Genomic DNA, 18,230 nt, shown 5'->3' with positions numbered 1-18,230 from the left:
ATGATTAGTGGCGTGTTGTATGCCCTGCTGGCAGGGATGATGTGGGGGCTGATTTTTGTCGGCCCGCTGATCGTACCCGAGTATCCGGCCATACTGCAGTCGACCGGACGTTACCTGGCGCTGGGGCTGATTGCCCTGCCCCTGGCGTGGCTGGGACGCGCGCGCTTGCGTCAGCTCAGCCGTCAGGACTGGGGTACCGCGCTGGCACTGACCATGATGGGTAACCTGATCTATTACGTCTGTCTGGCAAGCGCCATTCAGCGTACCGGTGCGCCGGTTTCCACCATGATTATCGGCACGCTGCCGGTGGTCATCCCCATCTTCGCGAATCTGCTCTATAGCCACCGGGACGGCAGGCTGGCGTGGTCAAAAATGGCCCCGGCGCTGATGTGCACCGCAGTGGGACTGGTGTGCGTCAATATCGCCGAGCTGCGCCACGGGCTGGGCGATTTCAGCTTATGGCGTTACGGTTCGGGGATCGTTTTAGCGTTCATCTCGGTGGCGTGCTGGGCCTGGTACGCCCTGCGCAATGCGCGCTGGCTGCGGGAAAACCCGGACAAGCACCCGATGATGTGGGCGACGGCGCAGGCGCTGGTCACCTTGCCCGTGTCACTGGTGGGGTATGTCGGCGCGTGCCTCTGGTTAGGCCATCAACAGCCAGACTTCGCCCAGCCCTTCGGGCCGAGGCCGTGGGTGTTTATTGGCTTAATGGTTGCGATTGCGGTGCTGTGCTCCTGGGTGGGTGCGCTGTGCTGGAACATTGCCAGCCAGAAGCTGCCGACGGTGATTTTAGGGCCGCTGATTGTCTTCGAAACCCTTGCGGGACTGCTTTATACCTTCCTGATGCGCCAGAGCGTGCCGCCGCTTTTAACAGCCTGTGGAATATTATTGCTGGTCGTGGGGGTGGTGATTGCGGTGAGAGCGAAGCCGGAAAAACCAAGGGTCGTTCCGGCGTCGGAGATGTGAGCATTGCCCGGCGGCGCTGCGCTTGCAGGGCCTACAAAATCGTAGGCCCGGTAAGGCGTAGCCGCCACCGGGCAAGTCCTTAAAACGTTTCCCAGTTCCCTTCTGACGCCGCCGCTGCGGGCTGCGCTTTTGGCACATAGGTTTTCACCGGTGCCGCTTTGACCACCTGGTTGCGGGTGATTTTGAACACCGCCACCGCTTCGTTCAGGCGTGCAGCCTGATCTTCCAGCGCGGCCGCAGCAGCCGCCGACTCTTCCACCAGCGAGGCGTTCTGCTGGGTCACGCGGTCCATCTCGGCGACCGCCTGGCCCACCTGGTCGATACCGCGGCTCTGCTCGTCAGAGGCAGAGGCAATTTCGCCCATGATGTCGGTCACGCGGGTGACTGCGTTGACGATCTCCGCCATCGTCGCGCCCGCTTCATTCACCAGCTGCGAGCCTGCGTTGACGCGCTCGCCGGAATCATCGATCAGCGCCTTAATCTCTTTCGCCGCCTGTGCGCTGCGCTGGGCAAGCGTTCGAACTTCCCCTGCGACTACCGCAAAGCCACGGCCCTGTTCGCCCGCGCGCGCCGCTTCCACCGCCGCGTTCAGTGCCAAAATATTGGTCTGGAAGGCAATACCGTCGATCACGTTTGTAATTTGCGCAATTTTGCTGGAACTGGTCGCGATTTCGTCCATCGTACGCACGACGCCTTCTACTACATTCCCACCCTTCTTCGCCGTTGAGGAGGCATCCAGCGCCAGACGGGAAGCCTGACGTGCGTTATCGGCGTTCTGCTTCACGGTTGCCGTCAGCTGTTCCATGCTGGCTGCCGTTTCTTCCAGAGACGCGGCCTGCTGCTCGGTACGGGAAGAGAGGTCGTTACTCCCGGCAGAAATTTCACCGGCGCCGGTGTAGATGGTATCCGCACCTTCACGCACCACGCCCACGGTGTTCGCCAGCGAGGTTTGCATCTCCTGAACGTTGCGCGCCAGAATAGCCATTTCATTCTTACCTTCAGCCTGAATCGGCTGGGTTAAATCCCCCGCCGCAATGGCGCGAATATGGTTAATCACCTCTTCCAGAGGCAGCAGCAGCACGCGGCGCATAGCGATCCAGCTGGAGACAATCACCACAATCACCAGCAGCATCACCGCAGAGAGGATCCACAGGATGCGTTTGTAGTCGCTTTCATTATCCTGGATGCCTTTATCGGTAAGCATTGCCTGCGCTTCGCGCCACTCGCGGTAAACCGCCTGCATCGCGGTCTGTTTATGCTCCGCGTTCTGCTTGAACATGTCCTCCAGATTGCCCTGGCTCAGCAGGACGTTCATTTGCGTCAGCGTGGAGGAGTAAATGCGGTACTGCTCTTCGAGACGCTTGGCCAGATTCTCATCCAGCCCCGGCGTATTCGGCAGGGCGTAGTATTTATCGTAATGGACCTGCGCATCGGCCAGCAGATTCTTCGCCGTGTTGACCAGCTCATTGAGCTGCCCACCGTTAATCTGAGAGGCCATGCTGCTTTGCAGGCGCAGCATCCCGCGGTTCAGCGTCACCCGCGCCTGATTCAGGCTGATCCACGCATCGGTAAACTCCGCGACGTTTTTACTGGAGAGCTGCGACACGGTGAAGTTGTCTTTATCGTTATTCAGCGCGTTAATAAAAATACCCGCGGAAATCACTTGCATGATGCCGAGCACAAGCAGCACCGAGATAAGAAGAGTAATGACTTTTATACGTTTAAACATACGTTGCCTTTGTTATATGCAGGTTTCTCTGACGAGTATCTATCGGCACGCGCGGCGGGTTGTTTACTGTTTCTCCACCTTTAAAAAGTTTCTAAACCACTTTCCTAAGTCCATTCAGGGAGTTAAACGGGACATTTTTTTGTGATCCCCGTCGCACTTTTCCCCTTCCCTCTAAAGGGTTATAGCGTCGTCATAAAGATGCATTTAATATGCACCTTATATTCTTGATGACGAGGTAACTGCTATGGCCTTTCGCGACCAACCCCTTGGCGAGCTGGCGCTCTCCATCCCTCGCGCTTCTGCGCTGTTCCGTAAATACGATATGGATTACTGCTGCGGCGGTAAGCAGACCCTGGCGCGAGCGGCCTCGCGTAAAGAGCTGAACGTGGAGGTTATCGAAGCGGAACTGGCACTTCTGGCCGAACAGCCTGTCGACAAAGACTGGCGCACCGCCCCGCTCGCGGAAATCATCGACCATATCATTGTGCGTTACCACGACCGCCACCGTGAGCAGCTGCCTGAGCTGATCCTGCAGGCGACGAAAGTTGAGCGCGTCCACGCCGACAAGCCTTCCGTACCGCGCGGTCTGGCAAAATACCTGACCATGCTGCACGAAGAGCTTTCCAGCCACATGATGAAAGAAGAGCAGATCCTCTTCCCGATGATTAAACAGGGAATGGGCAGCCAGGCGATGGGGCCCATCAGCGTGATGGAAAGCGAACATGATGATGCGGGCGAACTGCTGGACGTGATCAAACACACCACCGACAACGTCACGCCGCCGCCAGAAGCGTGCACCACCTGGAAAGCGATGTACAACGGCATTAACGAGATGATTGACGACCTGATGGAACACATCAGTCTTGAGAATAACGTGCTGTTTCCGCGGGCATTGGCGGGGGAATAAAAAAGCCCGGTGGCGCTAGCGCTTACCGGGCCTACAACGTCCTCGAACATAGGCCGGGTAAGCGTCAGCGCCACCCGGCAACATGCTTAACGCATGCCTGCTATACGTTTCTTGCCGATAAACAGCCAGCCCAGCCCCAGCGCGATGAACCACAGCGGCGTGACGATCAGCGCCTGACGGGTATCGTCTTCCAGCGTCAGCAGCACCAGAACGAACACGAAGAACGCCATGCACACCCAGCACATCAGCTTGCCCAGCGGCATCTTGTAGATCGATTTCTCATGCAGGTGTGGACGCTGTTTGCGGTACACCAGGTACGAGCACAGGATAATGGTCCAGACGAACATGAACAGGATCGCCGAGACCGTGGTGATCATAGTGAACGCGCCAATCACGCTTGGGTTCACGTAGAGCATCACCACGCCACCCAACAGGCACATGCATGAGAAGGTCAGCCCTTTCGCCGGCACCGCACGTTTAGACAGTTTCGCAAAGGCGCTCGGCGCCACGCCCTCCTGCGCCAGACCAAATAGCATACGGCTGGTGGAGAACACGCCGCTGTTCGCAGACGATGCCGCTGAGGTCAGTACCACGAAGTTAATCAGGCTAGCGGCAGCGGGCAGCCCTACCAGCACGAACAGCTCAACGAACGGGCTCTTGCTGGGCACCACGGAGCTCCACGGCGTCACGGACATAATAATGATCAGCGCGAAGACGTAGAACATAATAATGCGCAGCGGAATAGAGTTGATGGCACGCGGCAGGGATTTCTCCGGGTCTTTGGTTTCCGCAGCCGTAGTCCCCACCAGCTCAATCCCTACAAACGCAAACACCGCAATCTGGAAGCCAGCAAAGAAGCCGCTGATGCCTTTCGGGAACCAGCCGCCGTCGTTCCACAGATGGGTAAAGGACGCCTGAACGCCCGTTGGCGACTGGAAGTGCGTCAATACCATCACCAGGCCCACAACAATCAGCCCCACGATAGCGACGATCTTGATCATCGCGAACCAGAACTCCATCTCACCGAACATTTTCACGGTGGCGAGGTTGAGGCTCAGCAGCAGAATAATCACCGCCAGCGAGGCGACCCAGTCCGACAGCCCCGGGAACCAGAACTGCGCGTAGGCGGTAATCGCCACGACGTCCGCCATTCCGGTGACTACCCAGCAGAACCAGTAGGTCCACCCGGTAAAATAGCCCGCCCATGGCCCGAGCAGGTCAGACGCGAAGTCGCTGAAGGATTTGTATTCGAGGTTCGAGAGCAGCAATTCACCCATTGCACGCATCACGAAGAAGAGCATAAAACCGATGATCATATAAACGAAAATGATCGACGGCCCGGCAAGACTGATGGTTTTGCCCGATCCCATAAACAGCCCGGTGCCGATGGCACCGCCAATGGCGATAAGCTGTATATGACGGTTTGTGAGATTGCGCCGTAGCGACTGTTCAGACGTCGCCTCTTCTGCAGCGGCGACTTTGACCTGATCTACCATGTAATTTTTCCTGTTTATGCCTGTCTGTGTTGTTAAGGCTCTTCTGGCCTTTAAAAACGTCAAATAAATGACGGTCCCTTTGTAAGGGTTTATCGATATTAGGTAAGAATCGGCGGGATGAATACTATGATTTAGATATTATGTTAATAATATGTTGAAAGTGAGTGTCATATCACTCATACAGCGCGAAACAGCTCACAAAAATACACGCAACAGTTTCGTTTGCAAGATAAAATATTGATTCTGTCATAACTATAGGTTTTATCACTATTTCCTCTCCCCGGACGGAGAGAGGAAATAAGAAAAGTCGATTACACGATTTCCAGCAGTTCGACTTCAAATACCAGGGTGCTGAATGGCGGAATGGACGCGCCAGCGCCACGCTCGCCGTAGGCCAGGTTGTGCGGGATGGTCAGTTCCCATTTGGAACCGACTGGCATCAGGGTCAGGGCTTCGATCCAACCCGCGATAACGCCGTTGACCGGGAATTCAGCCGGTTCGCCGCGCGCCACGGAGCTGTCGAACACGGTACCGTCGATCAGTTTACCGGTGTAGTGAACGCGAACGTGGTCGGTACGCGCCGGGATAGCGCCGTCGCCCTGGTTGATCACGCGGAACTGCAGGCCAGACTCGGTGCTGTTCACGCCTTCACGCTCGCGGTTCTCTTCCAGATATTTCACGCCTTCGGCTGCCATCTCTTCGAAACGCGCGCGACGCACGGCGTCAGCACGTTCGTGAATTTCACGCAGCGCACGGTGCACAACGTCAACCGGAACGGCAGGCTGTTTACCTTCCAGCGCGTCAGCGATACCCGCCACCAGCGCTTCAGGTAACAGACCTTCCAGGCCGGATTCGCTCAGCTGCTGTCCTACCTGCAAGCCGATACCGTAACTTGCCTGCGCTTCGATAGTGTCAAAAGTCGGGGTGGTCATGGGTTTTCCTTCCATCACATTTAAAGTAGCGGGCAGCATATCAGCCATGCCCTTATGGGTAAAACTTTGTCTTAAGTTAGGGTGACAAACCGCGACGAAACAGAAACAATAGAGGCAACCAGGATTAATCCCGAACTGATGTCACGGAAGTCGGGTTTGTTACGTCGTTCAGGCAGTTAGCGAACTATACTTCGAAGCACAGGATATAAAAGACGCGGAGCAGGAGGAGAGCCATGCCCGGGCGATTTGAACTGAAACCTACCCTGGCGAAAATCTGGCAGGCGCCGGACAATTTTCGCATTATGGACCCGCTGCCTCCTCTGCACCGCAGGGGGATCATCATTGGTGCGCTGATGGTCATCGTGGGCTTCCTGCTTCCTTCCGGCGGTGATGATGTCGATACCGCGCCTGTCACCCGCAATGCACAGCTGGATATTCAGTCGCAAACGCGGCCGCAGCCTGACGCGCAGCCCATGCAGACACAGCTGGTGACCCCGTCTAACGATCCAGGCCAGGTCGCGCCGGTTGAACCTGAACCCGTTCAGGATGAACAGCCGCAGGAGCAGGCCGCGGCCCCGTCTGAGCCGCAAACCCAGCAGCCTACCGGCATTGAGCAGCAGTGGCGTTCCTATCGCGTGGAGCCGGGCAAAACGCTGGCACAGCTTTTCCGCGACCACAACCTGCCACCAACCGACGTGTATGCCATGGCTAAGGTTGAAGGTGCAGGTAAGCCGCTCAGTAACCTGCAGAATGGCCAGATGGTGCAGATTCGCCAGAATGCCAGCGGCGTGGTCACCGGGCTGACGATTGATACCGGAAATGGGCAGCAGGTACTGTTTACCCGCCAGCCGGACGGTAGTTTCATCAGAGCACGTTAATGGCATAGGCCGGGTAAGGCGAAGCCGCCACCCGGCACTTTGTTCTCAGGCACTCCGTTTATTCACCCACCAGATCCCCGAGCAGACCAGCACCAGCGCAATCGCATATTTGATATCCAGAATATTTTCGCCGAGAAAGATTGCGGAAAGCACCGTCCCTGCAACCGGAATGACAAAGTTGAACGGGGCAATCATGCTCACCCGGTTCACTTTCAGCAGTGCACTCCACAGGGCGAACGCCACGGATGAGAGCAGCGTCAGATACCCCAGCACCGCGACAGCCTTCATGCTGTGCACTTCCAGCGTCCCGCCCGTGGCATAGCCTCCTGCAACCAGCGCAGCCCCGCCTATCGCCAGCTGCCAGCCGGTCATCACCGTTGGGTCGACGGTCTGGGAAATACGTTTCCCGTAAAGCGTGGCGGCAGAGAGAATAAAGGCCGCCAGCACCACGAAGCCGTCACCTTTCCAGACAAACTGGAAATCGCTTAACCCACTGTGGAAGTTCACCAGCATCACCCCGGCAAACCCGAGAATACAGCCCAGCGTTTTGTTATAGCTGAGTTTGTCGTTGTGATAGATAAAGTGCGCCAGCAGCACGCTGAAGAAGGTGCCGGTGGCGTTCATGATTGAGCCATTCACCCCCGTCGTGTAGGCAAGCCCTACATAGAAGAAGGTGTACTGGATTGTCGTCTGGGTCAATCCGAGGATCGTGAGCTGGCCAAACTGCGTGGGCGTGAGCCTGCCAATCGGTTTTCGCTGAGCCAGAGCAAACAGCAGCAGCAGCGCACCGGCAAACAGAAAGCGGTATCCGGCAAAAACAACTTTGGATGGGATGTCATCGGTCGCAATCTGAAAGAGTTCATAACCATTTTTAATGGCCGGGTACGAGCTTCCCCAGAGTAAACAGCAGAGCGTGGCGCAGGCATAGGCCACATTTCGACGGGCAAAGACGGGCGTGGGCGGAGCGGTATCCATGACAAATCTCATAAATAAAATTGCGTTTCATTTTATTATCTGAGAATGCGTCAGGAATAGCTACCATACAAGATAAAAAGAGAATGGCCGGTAGCCTTAAAAAAGCAAAACGCCGGCACAAGGCCGGCGCTTCGACGCGAGCAGAGTAAAATTACTCAGCTACAACGTTAACAACCAGTTTAGCGAACACTTCGCTGTGAACCTGGAAGTCAACTTCGTGCTCACCAGTGGTACGCAGAACGCCGTTCGGCATGCGAACTTCGCTCTTAGCCACTTTAACGCCTGCTGCAGTAACTGCATCAGCGATATCGCGGGTACCGATGGAACCGAACAGTTTACCTTCGTCGCCAGCTTTGGAAGCGATGGTAACAGTGCCCAGTGCGTTGATTGCTTCAGCGCGAGCGTTAGCAGCCGCCAGAACGTCAGCCAGTTTGGCTTCCAGTTCAGCACGACGTGCTTCGAAAAACTCTACGTTTTTCTTAGTAGCTGGAACAGCTTTACCCTGTGGAACCAGGAAGTTACGAGCGTAGCCCGCTTTAACGTTTACCTGATCACCCAGGCTGCCCAGGTTTGCTACTTTATCAAGCAGAATAACTTGCATTACCTTATCCTCTTAAAGTCGTATTAATGGACCGTGCCCGATTACTGATGACGATCAGTGTACGGCAGCAGGGACAGGTAGCGAGCGCGTTTGATAGCGCGAGCCAGCTGACGCTGATATTTTGCACGAGTACCGGTGATACGGCTTGGGACAATCTTACCGCTTTCGGTGATGTAGTTTTTCAGCGTTGCGATATCTTTATAGTCGATCTCTTGAACGCCTTCCGCGGTGAAACGGCAGAACTTGCGACGACGGAAATAACGTGCCATATGGCTAGTCTCCAGTATCTATCAAATCAATCTGCTCGGCATGCAGAACCATTTTGCTCAGGCCGTTCTTTGCCTTATGGCAAGAGATGAACCCCTGAACGATTACTGCGCTACCGACCGTTAAACTGTGAGTAATGGCCTGGTTTTCGTGTCCGCTAATAATAACGGGCATTTGGCACCACGCCTGCCGGTGAAACCCGGCTTCCTCTTGCACAGAACGATGCTCAAGCACGAACTGGCAATGCGGAATTCCTGATGGACTGACCTTTCGAAGGGGAGCCCTGCATACGATGCCGGACAACGCCAGACGGTTGGTCATCAGAAATTACTCTTCAGAATCCCCAGCATCAGAATCATCTGCGGTTTCGTTTGCGAAATCATCGCGACGCTCACGGCGCTCGTCTTTCGCTTTAACCATCGGAGATGCTTCGGTAACTGCGTTTTTGGTACGCATAACCATGCTGCGGATAACGGCATCGTTGAAGCGGAAGGTAGTTTCCAGCTCATCGATCACTTCCTGCGGCGCTTCAACGTTCATCAGAACGTAGTGTGCTTTGTGCAGTTTGTTGATCGGGTAAGCCAGCTGACGGCGGCCCCAGTCTTCCAGACGGTGGATCGTACCTTCTGCACCAGTGATGGCAGCAGAATAACGCTCGATCATACCCGGAACCTGTTCGCTCTGGTCAGGATGGACCATAAAAACGATTTCGTAATGACGCATCGAATTGCTCCTTACGGATTATTCAGCCTCCTGTCTGGGTCAGCCGAGGCCCGGGGAGGCAAGGAACGTGTTAAAGGTCGGCTGAAAAATTGACGCGTCATAATACTTGCGCGCCCCTGGAAACTCAAGCTGATTGCACAAATAATTCGCACAAAGCGTAAAGCTGGTCTAAGTGGGTGATTTAATATTAAACGCATCCGGAAGCGTTGCTTTTTTGAACAACTGCATCAGAAATGGTCACGTATCCCCGCCGGATGAGTGATTACACTTTAATCAGAGACCCACTGAATTAAAGAAGGAGCATTCCCCTCTCACAGCACGCAGTCGTGGAGCGCATATCATGAAAAAAATCGCATTAGCCATAATGGCTGCGCTTTTGCTCAGTGCAAACGCGATGGCAGCCATCAAAATAGACGGCCGGCAGGCCAGAAACATGGATGATGTGCACAGCTTAGGCGTAATCTATATCAATCATAATTTCGCCACTGAAAGCGAAGCAGATCAGGCACTAAATGAAGAGACCGATGCCCAGGGCGCAACCTATTACCATGTGATGTTAACCCGTGAGCCCGGCAGCAACGGCAATATGCACGCCAGTGCAGATATCTACCGGTAACGCCTTAACGCTAGCACCAGGAAAGCCAACAACGAAAACATAGCCATAGTTGACGTTGCCCCCTGCCCGGGGGCTTTTTTTTGTGAATGGCTCCGGAATACCACCGGTTACAACTGTTTTTTGGTATTCCAGAGCACTTATTCACTTCTGCCCGTAGTAGGCATTTGGGCCGTGCTTGCGCATGAAATGCTTGTTCATCAGGTAATCATCAATGCCCTGAAGCTGCGGATTAATGCCGCGGGCAATCCACGCCATTTTAGCCACCTCTTCCATCACGACAGCATTGTGTACCGCGTCGTGAGCATCTTTACCCCAGGAGAATGGACCGTGCTGATACACCACAATCCCCGGCGTATGCAGCGGTTCCGTTTCACCCAGTGTTTCGATAATCACCTTGCCGGTGTTGCGTTCGTACTCCCCTTCTACTTCAGCCTGCGTTAACGCTCGCGTGCAGGGAATGTCGCCAAAGAAGTAGTCCGCGTGGGTCGTGCCCAGCGCCGGGATGGGCAGCCCCGCCTGTGCCCAGGCCGTCGCGTGCGTGGAGTGGGTATGCACCACGCCGCCAAGGGACGGATATCGCCGGTACAGCGCCAGATGGGTTGCGGTATCTGAAGAGGGACGCCATTTTCCCTCCACGACGTTTCCGTCGAGATCCACCACCACCATATCGTCTGCTTTCATGGTGTCATACGCCACGCCGCTCGGCTTAATCACGATTAGCCCCTGCTCGCGGTCGATAGCGCTCACGTTGCCCCAGGTGAACGTGACCAGGCCATAGCGCGGCAGATCCATATTGGCTTCAAAGACCTGCTGTTTCAGCTTAAGCATGTTCAACCTCCAGCAAACCCGCCCGCACCATCCGCTCGCGCACCCAGTCCCGCGCTTTTGCTACTTCCGCAGCCGGGTCGTCTGACGTTTCGCTCCACATCTCAATCAGGTAAGGCCCGCAATAGCCTGTCTGCCTGAGCGTCTCGAAGCACCGTTCGAAATCCACCACCCCGGTGCCAAACGGTACGTTTTTAAATACGCCAGGACGGGTATCTTTAACATGCACCGCCACGATATGCCCGATGCCCGCCTGCAGCTCCATCTGCACGTCGTTATCCCATGCCGACAGGTTGCCGATATCCGGATAAAGCTGGAACCATGGGTTATTCAGATAGTGCGCATAGCCCAGCGCTTTGCTGATGGAGTTCATCAACGGGTAGTCCATGATCTCCATCGCCAGCGTAACCTGCGCGCGGCTTGCCATCTCAACGCTCTCTTTCAGGCCGTCACGGAAACGACGGCGCGTTTCATCGTTGGCTTCCTGATAGTAAACGTCATAACCCGCCAGTTGGATCACGCGGATACCCACGTCCTGGGCAAAGCGAATGGCTTTGCCCATGATCTCCAGACCTTCAGCACGCACGGCATCATCTTCACATCCCAGAGGGAAACGACGATGGGCGCTCAGGCACATGGACGGCACGCGCACGCCGGTCTCGGCAATGGCGCTCACCAGCGCCAGACGCTGTTCGCGGCTCCAGTCCAGGCGAGAGAGACGCTCGTCCGTCTCATCCACTGACATTTCGACAAAATCGAAACCCAGCTGTTTTGCCAGCTGTAACCGCTCCAGCCAGCACTCCCCCGCAGGGAGTGCCTTTTCATAGATGCCAAGCGGGACCTGTTTTGACAACATACCCGCTCCTTAGCCCCAAAGCTGAGCGATTGAGCGTTTGAACTGACGCGCCGCTTCCACCGGAGAGGCCGCGTCGCGAATGCTGCGGCCGGCAATAAAGACATGAATAGGGATGCCCTGGAACAGCGGCAGATCTTCCAGCGCCAGGCCACCGGTGACGGTGACTTTGAAGCCCATATCCGCCAGACGTTTAATCGCGCTGATATCCGCTTCGCCCCACGCCACGCCTGCGGCCTGGGCATCGCGGCTGCGGTGGTAAACCACCTGCTGGATGCCCGCTTCGCGCCACTCCTGCGCCTGCTCCCAGGTCCAGAAGCCGGTCAGCTCAATCTGCACGTCGCCGTTAAACTCTTTTGCCACGTCCAGCGCGCCTTTGGCGGTGTTGATATCCGCACAGCAGATCACGGTGACCCAGTCGGCGTTGGCTTCAAAGCACATGCGGGAAAGGATTTTGCCTGCGTCGGCAATTTTGGCATCCGCCAGCACGATTTTGTGCGGATAGAGCGCCTTCAGGTCGCGAACGGCGCGCACGCCTTCGCCCACGCACAGAATGGTCCCCACTTCGATGATATCCACCTCTTCCGCAATCAGGCGGGTGGTTTCGTAAGCGTGAGACAGCGTCTGGTTATCCAGCGCAACTTGCAACATTGGTAATGACATGTTCAATTCCTCTTAAACGGCCGCCGCAGTGGCGTTATCAATTAAATCCAGCACGTCCTGCGCGGTGCGGCAGGCGCGTAAACGGTCAAAGTTGGCTTCGTCATCAAACAGATTGACGATCTGCATAATGCCGACCTCCTGGTGGGTGTTGGCATCAACGGCCGCCATGGTGATGAGAATATCGACCGGGTCGTTATCTTCGTGGTTAAACACCAGCGGCGTTTTCAGCGTCACCAGCGCGAAGCCGGTTTTCTTGACGCCCTCTTCCGGGCGGCCGTGCGGCATTGCCAGGCCCGGCGCAATCACAAAGTAGGGGCCGTGCTGCGCCACGCCATCGAGAATGGCCTGGTAATAGCGCGGCTCGACAACGTCCGCCTTAACCAGCAGATCCACACTCAGCTTTACCGCTTCCTGCCAGGTGCTGGCGTCGGCCTGTAAAAGGATGGAGTTATTCTCTGCCAGCGAATCACGTAGTTTCATGTGGCGTCCTTACTTCACGTCTTGTGGGAAGTGCTCTTTGATCACTTCCAGCAGTTTTGGCCCGAAATCCGCAGGCGACAGCATGTTGCGTACGCCTACCACATATTTGTTGCCCGACACGCTAATCTCACCGGCAATGTGAGTTGAAGCGATGATGATGTCCGCGCCGTTCAGTTCACTTTTGTATTCACCCACTGCGCAGCTGTTCACCGTGTGGTCGATGTTTGACTGGGTTAAAAACTGGTCCACTTTCATCTTCATGATCATGGAACTACCTTGCCCATTGCCACACACAGCCAGGATACGTACGGTCATAATCGATACTCCTTAGTGAGCAGAAACTTCTGCTGTTTGTTTTTCCGCATCTTCTTCTGCTCGCAGCGAACGGCCAGCGAAGAACATATAAGCCAGAGCAATCAGGATGATGACGGCCATAAAGACCAGCCCGACGGAGGCAAAGCCCTGCATCATCGGCGGTGCCAGAATTGACCAGTCCGCCATACCCATCCAGGCGCTCATACCGGTGAGCTTGACCGCCCACACGCAACCGAAGATTTCCACCATGCCCATCACCAGTCAGATCTTGAGCGCCGCGCGCCAGCCGCCGAAGTGGTTAGCAAACACGCCGATGGTGGCGTTGGAGAAGAACATCGGGATAAAGCCAGGAATAATCAGGATTGAGGAACCGCAACCCACCAGAATGCCCACCGCAATCAGCTGGCCGATGGTGCCCCACATAAAGCCCCAGACGACGGCGTTTGGCGCAAAGCTATAGATAGCCGCACAGTCAATCGCCAGTACCGCACCAGGGATCAGGCGCTGAGAGATACCGTTGAAGGCTTCCGACAGTTCGGCGACGAACATACGTACGCCCTGAGTGATGATGAAAATCGCCACCGCGAAGGAGAAGCCGGTCTGCAGGATATAGACCGTCCAGTGGGTTTTCCCTGCCATCGCCTGCACCACGTCAATACCGAAGGAGAGCAGAATGGCGCCGAAGAAGATGGTCATCACAATCGCGGTCGAAACGATGTTGTCATGGAAGATATTGAGCCAGCCCGGCAGCTTAAGGTCTTCAACACTCTCTTCTTTTTTGCCCAGGTACGGCGCAACTTTATAAGCAAGCCAGGCGGCAAACTGCTGCTGGTGACCGATGGAGAAGCCGCAGCCGTCAGTCACTATCTGCGTTGGCTTATACATCATGTTGGAGGTGATACCCCAGTAGAGCGAGACCAGCACGGCGGTGCAGATGATTGTGGTCCACATGGGGTAGCCGAAGATGTAGAGAGAAACCGCGATCAGCCCCGCCTGCTGGAACATAATGTGCCCGGTGAGCATGATGGTGCGAATACCGGTAATGCGGCGCAGCAGAACATAGATAATGTTCAGCGCCAGCGCGAGCAGAACCGCATATCCCACCCAGCTATAGGCGTCGCCCATGCGATCGATGGTCGCCATCATTGAGGCGTAGGTATCAGAGATAGCCCCGTTAATGCCGTACACTTCCGACATTTTGGCGACAACTGGCTTAAACGTGCTGGTCAGAATGCCTGACCCCGCCTGTAACAACATGAAACCGATAATGGTTTTGATGGTGCCTTTAATAATCACGCTGACGCTTTTGCGCAGCAGGATGTACCCCAGGCACGTCACGATACCCAGCAACAGCGGGGCGTTGGTCATTACCTGATTAAAGAAAACGGTAAAGACGTTGTAGAGGATCTCCATAACTCTCTCCAGAAATGAGAACACAAGGGCAATCCCTGTGCGGTTGGTGTCATCACTCTATTAATCACAAATAATCACCACAAGATTGCATTTGATTATTTGTGACGCATCACGCAATTTATTTCCATGCTGTTAGTAATGATTTTCACTACCGTACCATGAAAATAAATTAATCCTTATAATTCATTAGATTAATGTTTAATATGCGATACTCTAACAAGTAAATAGCGGAGAGTCCGTGAAGTCGCGCAGATAAAATTCCTCATTTTTACCATTGCAAAGCGCGTTAAATGGTGCCAGCATTAATCACAACAAATCACCATATGATTACTTTTGATTAAACCCAGGAGTCAAAACGATGAGTAAAGTGAAAACCATCACCCGTGAATCATGGATTCTGAGCACATTCCCGGAGTGGGGTAGCTGGCTGAACGAAGAGATCGAGCAGGAACAGGTTGCTCCTGGCACGTTTGCAATGTGGTGGCTGGGCTGCACCGGTATCTGGCTGAAATCAGAAGGCGGCGCCAATATCTGCGTTGATTTCTGGTGCGGCACCGGCAAGCAGAGCCACGGTAATCCGCTGATGAAAAAAGGCCACCAGATGCAGCGCATGGCCGGCGTTGAAAAACTGCAGCCGAACCTGCGCACCACGCCGTTTGTGCTTGATCCGTTTGCCATTCGTCAGATCGACGCTGTGCTTTCTACCCACGATCATAACGATCATATTGACGTGAACGTGGCGGCCGCGGTAATGCAAAACTGCGCGGACGACGTACCCTTTATCGGGCCGCAAACCTGCGTAGATCTCTGGATTGGCTGGGGCGTGCCGAAAGAGCGCTGCATCGTAATGAAGCCTGGCGACGTGGTGAAAATCAAAGACATTGAAATCCACGCCCTGGATGCCTTTGACCGTACCGCACTGATTACCCTGCCGGCCGACCAGAAAGCTGCGGGCGTACTGCCGGACGGCATGGACGAGCGCGCGGTGAACTACCTGTTCAAGACGCCGGGCGGCTCCCTGTACCACAGCGGTGACTCCCACTACTCCAACTATTACGCGAAGCACGGCAACGAACATCAGATTGACGTAGCGCTGGGCTCGTACGGCGAAAACCCGCGCGGTATTACGGATAAAATGACCAGCGCCGACATGCTGCGTATGGCGGAAGCGCTTAATACCAAAGTGGTTATTCCGTTCCACCACGATATCTGGTCAAACTTCCAGGCCGATCCGCAGGAAATCCGCGTGCTGTGGGAGATGAAAAAAGACCGCCTGAAGTATGGCTTTAAGCCGTTTATCTGGCAGGTCGGCGGCAAGTTCACCTGGCCTCTGGACAAAGACAATCTCGAATATCACTACCCACGCGGTTTCGATGATTGCTTCACCATTGAGCCCGATCTTCCGTTCAAGTCCTTCCTCTGATTATGAGGCCACATCGCCAGACCCTGAGTCTGGCGATTTCATATTTATTTTAGTAATTTCACGCTATTTCAAATATCATCTTTTCAAATCAATTCTTATCGGAATAGCTCATGACGGAAGCGCAACGGCATCAAATTTTACTGGAACTCCTGGCGCAAACAGGGTTTATCACCGTCGAGAAAGTGATCGAACGTTTAGGCATCTCCCCCGCTACCGCGCGGCGGGACATCAACAAGCTGGATGAGAGCGGCAAGCTGAAAAAAGTCCGCAACGGCGCGGAAGCCATCAGCCAGCAGCGTCCACGCTGGTCGCCGATGAATATCCATCAGGCGCAGAATCACGATGAAAAGGTACGGATTGCCAGAGCGGCATCGCAGCTGGTGAACCCCGGTGAGAGCGTCGTCATCAACTGCGGCTCCACGGCGTTTTTGCTGGGTCGCGAGATGTGCGGCAAGCCGGTGCAAATCATCACCAACTATTTGCCGCTGGCTAACTACCTGATCGATCAGGAACATGAGAGCGTGGTGATCATGGGCGGCCAGTACAATAAAAGCCAGTCCATCACGCTCAGCCCACAGGACAGCGAAAACAGTCTCTACGCCGGGCACTGGATGTTTACCAGCGGCAAAGGCCTGACCGCTGACGGTTTGTATAAAACCGATATGCTGACCGCAATGGCGGAACAAAACATGCTTAACGTTGTGGGCAAGCTCGTAGTGCTGGTCGACAGCAGCAAAGTCGGTGAACGCGCAGGCATGCTGTTCAGCCGCGCAGAACAGATCGACATGGTGATCACCGGCAAAGGGGCGAACCCGGAGATCCTCCAGAAGCTGGAAGATCAGGGCGTCAAAGTCCTGCGCGTTTAAAGGTGCTGGCGGAAAAATGCCACCGTGGCGTCCAGCGCCGTTGGCGTGATGCGGTGGCGGACGCCCGATTCCCACAAACAGGTCAGATTAGCGTCCAGTCCTTCATTCTTTAACGCCTGTTGCAGGCGGAAGGTTCCGTCCGGCGGCACCACATCATCCGCATCACCGTGCCACAGCAGCAGCGGGCGATCGGCAAGGCGCGGCAATGCCCGGGTCACTTCCCACTCTGCCAGCATCGCCGCAATTTGCGTTAAATCCTGAGGGGGGAAAAGCGTCTTCGCCAGCGAGGTAAAATAGCCCGAGCCCATCAGACAGGCGACAGACCTCACGTCAGGATGATGCGTCATAATCCCCAGCGCCGTCATACCGCCCATCGACGCCCCGGCCACCGCCAGCCGATTATCGGCCACCAGCCCTGCCTCATAAAGCGCATCGCGCAGCCCGGCAAACTCGGTCAGGCTGCCGTGCAGAATGTGCCAGAACTGCCCAAGCCGCGCATGTCCATCGCCCGTGAAGCGCGCCCCGTGGTCAGGGGCATCCGGCATTACCACGCGAAAACCCGCCTGCGCCAGCGCCACCGCAAAATAGCTGTAAACCAGTTTAGATGAGGTAAACCCATGATAAAAAACCACAACCGGCAGCGGTTTATCACGTTTTCCTGCCGGCACGGCATGTAAAATTTCATGTTCACCGAGATGGCGTATTTCAATTTCAATCATTGTCGACCCTGTACGAATGAATGATTCATAATGTTGAGAACTGGGTTACGGTTTGACGCTATTTTCATTCGAAAATAGCGTACCAGATAACACTTCGGGAACATTCCCCCAAAACTAAATTCGCAGACAACTACACTATGGCTAACAGGAAACGAGATATGGTTATGCACAGGTTTGCTGCTTTATTGCTGGTGTTTCTGCTCAGCGGCTGTAGCGCACTGCAGGGTACACCGCAACCCGCTCCCCCGGTTGCCGATCATCCGCAGGAGATTCGTCGTAATCAGACGGAAGGATTACAGCGAATGGGCACTGTCTCCGCGCTGGTTCGCGGTTCGCCGGATGACGCAGAAGACGCAATAAAGGCACAAGCCGTCGCCGCTAAAGCAGATTATTACGTCATTATTATGATCGACGAAACCATCATAACGGGACAGTGGTATTCACAAGCCATTTTGTACCGAAAATAATGGTTTACCTTTGAACGAGATTTACACTGCTTTGCGTCCATAGACATTTTCCTGTCCACAATAAACTCCATGCCAGCGACAAGGAATGGGAGTTTATTCGCGAAGGATTGCCCGGC

Annotated in this window: 21 protein-coding genes and 1 pseudogene; 7 read left to right on the top strand and 15 right to left on the bottom strand. The window is 55.0% G+C overall.

What is annotated here, in order from left to right; translation table 11 throughout:
- The gene (locus tag AC4ICF_RS02220; protein ID WP_316379803.1) at positions 1 to 966 is read left to right on the top strand and encodes a DMT family transporter; all 966 of its coding nucleotides are present in this window, start codon (positions 1 to 3) and stop codon (positions 964 to 966) included.
- A 79-nt stretch (positions 967 to 1,045) separates the two neighbouring features.
- Here the strand turns inward: AC4ICF_RS02220 and AC4ICF_RS02215 are convergent, their stop codons facing one another.
- On the bottom strand, positions 1,046 to 2,695 hold the full coding sequence (locus AC4ICF_RS02215) for a methyl-accepting chemotaxis protein (RefSeq protein ID WP_316379804.1): 1,650 nt from the start codon (positions 2,693 to 2,695) through the stop codon (positions 1,046 to 1,048).
- A 244-nt stretch (positions 2,696 to 2,939) separates the two neighbouring features.
- On the opposite strand from AC4ICF_RS02215, the gene ytfE reads away from it, so the two are divergent.
- A complete protein-coding gene (gene ytfE, locus AC4ICF_RS02210) occupies positions 2,940 to 3,602 on the top strand; it encodes an iron-sulfur cluster repair protein YtfE (RefSeq protein WP_316379805.1) in 663 nt (220 codons plus the stop codon).
- 86 nt (positions 3,603 to 3,688) lie between these two features.
- Here the strand turns inward: ytfE and cycA are convergent, their stop codons facing one another.
- Complete coding sequence (gene cycA, locus AC4ICF_RS02205) at positions 3,689 to 5,098, bottom strand: D-serine/D-alanine/glycine transporter (RefSeq protein ID WP_316379806.1); 1,410 nt, start codon at positions 5,096 to 5,098, stop codon at positions 3,689 to 3,691.
- Between the two features lie 311 nt (positions 5,099 to 5,409).
- The gene (bamJ, locus tag AC4ICF_RS02200) at positions 5,410 to 6,030 is read right to left on the bottom strand and encodes a BamJ family beta-barrel-assembly machinery protein (protein ID WP_316379807.1); all 621 of its coding nucleotides are present in this window, start codon (positions 6,028 to 6,030) and stop codon (positions 5,410 to 5,412) included.
- Between the two features lie 233 nt (positions 6,031 to 6,263).
- Here bamJ and AC4ICF_RS02195 point away from each other — a divergent pair, with 233 nt between their 5' ends.
- The gene (locus AC4ICF_RS02195; RefSeq protein WP_163330679.1) at positions 6,264 to 6,908 is read left to right on the top strand and encodes an OapA family protein; all 645 of its coding nucleotides are present in this window, start codon (positions 6,264 to 6,266) and stop codon (positions 6,906 to 6,908) included.
- A 45-nt stretch (positions 6,909 to 6,953) separates the two neighbouring features.
- Here the strand turns inward: AC4ICF_RS02195 and AC4ICF_RS02190 are convergent, their stop codons facing one another.
- The 5 genes from AC4ICF_RS02190 to rpsF form a co-directional block, all read right to left on the bottom strand.
- Complete coding sequence (locus tag AC4ICF_RS02190; RefSeq protein WP_316379808.1) at positions 6,954 to 7,883, bottom strand: DMT family transporter; 930 nt, start codon at positions 7,881 to 7,883, stop codon at positions 6,954 to 6,956.
- Between the two features lie 151 nt (positions 7,884 to 8,034).
- Positions 8,035 to 8,484, bottom strand: coding sequence for a 50S ribosomal protein L9 (gene rplI / locus AC4ICF_RS02185; protein ID WP_006810372.1), 450 nt, complete (start codon positions 8,482 to 8,484; stop codon positions 8,035 to 8,037).
- 41 nt (positions 8,485 to 8,525) lie between these two features.
- Positions 8,526 to 8,753, bottom strand: coding sequence for a 30S ribosomal protein S18 (rpsR, locus tag AC4ICF_RS02180; RefSeq protein ID WP_000135199.1), 228 nt, complete (start codon positions 8,751 to 8,753; stop codon positions 8,526 to 8,528).
- Between the two features lie 4 nt (positions 8,754 to 8,757).
- Positions 8,758 to 9,072 carry a primosomal replication protein N gene (gene priB, locus AC4ICF_RS02175; protein WP_028015270.1) on the bottom strand — a complete coding sequence of 105 codons (315 nt, stop codon included), beginning with the start codon at positions 9,070 to 9,072 and terminating at the stop codon, positions 8,758 to 8,760.
- A 6-nt stretch (positions 9,073 to 9,078) separates the two neighbouring features.
- Positions 9,079 to 9,474 carry a 30S ribosomal protein S6 gene (gene rpsF / locus AC4ICF_RS02170; protein ID WP_014068637.1) on the bottom strand — a complete coding sequence of 132 codons (396 nt, stop codon included), beginning with the start codon at positions 9,472 to 9,474 and terminating at the stop codon, positions 9,079 to 9,081.
- Positions 9,475 to 9,814: 340 nt separating this feature from the next.
- Between rpsF and yjfY the strand changes: the two genes are divergently transcribed.
- A complete protein-coding gene (gene yjfY, locus AC4ICF_RS02165; RefSeq protein WP_116343604.1) occupies positions 9,815 to 10,090 on the top strand; it encodes a DUF1471 family protein YjfY in 276 nt (91 codons plus the stop codon).
- A 141-nt stretch (positions 10,091 to 10,231) separates the two neighbouring features.
- Here the strand turns inward: yjfY and AC4ICF_RS02160 are convergent, their stop codons facing one another.
- From AC4ICF_RS02160 to ulaA, 6 genes and pseudogenes are all read right to left on the bottom strand, one after another.
- Positions 10,232 to 10,918, bottom strand: a complete 687-nt coding sequence (locus AC4ICF_RS02160) for an L-ribulose-5-phosphate 4-epimerase (protein ID WP_316379809.1) — start codon at positions 10,916 to 10,918, stop codon at positions 10,232 to 10,234.
- Positions 10,911 to 11,771 (bottom strand): L-ribulose-5-phosphate 3-epimerase, encoded by an 861-nt coding sequence (locus AC4ICF_RS02155; protein ID WP_316379810.1) that lies wholly within the window; start codon positions 11,769 to 11,771, stop codon positions 10,911 to 10,913. The genes AC4ICF_RS02160 and AC4ICF_RS02155 overlap by 8 nt, the downstream gene beginning before the upstream one ends.
- A gap of 9 nt (positions 11,772 to 11,780) precedes the next feature.
- Complete coding sequence (gene ulaD / locus AC4ICF_RS02150) at positions 11,781 to 12,431, bottom strand: 3-keto-L-gulonate-6-phosphate decarboxylase UlaD (RefSeq protein WP_017694667.1); 651 nt, start codon at positions 12,429 to 12,431, stop codon at positions 11,781 to 11,783.
- 12 nt (positions 12,432 to 12,443) lie between these two features.
- A complete protein-coding gene (gene ulaC / locus AC4ICF_RS02145) occupies positions 12,444 to 12,911 on the bottom strand; it encodes a PTS ascorbate transporter subunit IIA (protein ID WP_061099468.1) in 468 nt (155 codons plus the stop codon).
- Between the two features lie 9 nt (positions 12,912 to 12,920).
- Entirely contained in the window at positions 12,921 to 13,226 is a 306-nt protein-coding gene (gene ulaB / locus AC4ICF_RS02140) for a PTS ascorbate transporter subunit IIB (RefSeq protein ID WP_003856022.1), read from the bottom strand.
- 12 nt (positions 13,227 to 13,238) lie between these two features.
- Positions 13,239 to 14,639: pseudogene (gene ulaA, locus AC4ICF_RS02135) on the bottom strand (PTS ascorbate transporter subunit IIC).
- A 358-nt stretch (positions 14,640 to 14,997) separates the two neighbouring features.
- Between ulaA and ulaG the strand changes: the two are divergent.
- Both ulaG and ulaR read left to right on the top strand, forming a co-directional pair.
- Positions 14,998 to 16,062 carry an L-ascorbate 6-phosphate lactonase gene (gene ulaG, locus AC4ICF_RS02130; RefSeq protein WP_006810379.1) on the top strand — a complete coding sequence of 355 codons (1,065 nt, stop codon included), beginning with the start codon at positions 14,998 to 15,000 and terminating at the stop codon, positions 16,060 to 16,062.
- A gap of 110 nt (positions 16,063 to 16,172) precedes the next feature.
- Positions 16,173 to 16,928 (top strand): HTH-type transcriptional regulator UlaR, encoded by a 756-nt coding sequence (ulaR, locus tag AC4ICF_RS02125; RefSeq protein ID WP_024907324.1) that lies wholly within the window; start codon positions 16,173 to 16,175, stop codon positions 16,926 to 16,928.
- Here the strand turns inward: ulaR and yjfP are convergent.
- Complete coding sequence (gene yjfP / locus AC4ICF_RS02120) at positions 16,925 to 17,647, bottom strand: esterase (protein ID WP_116343608.1); 723 nt, start codon at positions 17,645 to 17,647, stop codon at positions 16,925 to 16,927. The two genes, ulaR and yjfP, sit on opposite strands and share 4 nt — an antisense overlap.
- A gap of 137 nt (positions 17,648 to 17,784) precedes the next feature.
- On the opposite strand from yjfP, the gene bsmA reads away from it, so the two are divergent.
- Positions 17,785 to 18,114, top strand: coding sequence for a biofilm peroxide resistance protein BsmA (gene bsmA / locus AC4ICF_RS02115; RefSeq protein ID WP_028015263.1), 330 nt, complete (start codon positions 17,785 to 17,787; stop codon positions 18,112 to 18,114).
- The last annotated feature ends 116 nt before the right edge of the window (positions 18,115 to 18,230 follow it).

The sequence above is a fragment of the Enterobacter sp. ECC_219_Taxon_10 genome, assembly GCF_058354905.1.
This window is presented reverse-complemented; position numbering and strand designations above follow the sequence as displayed.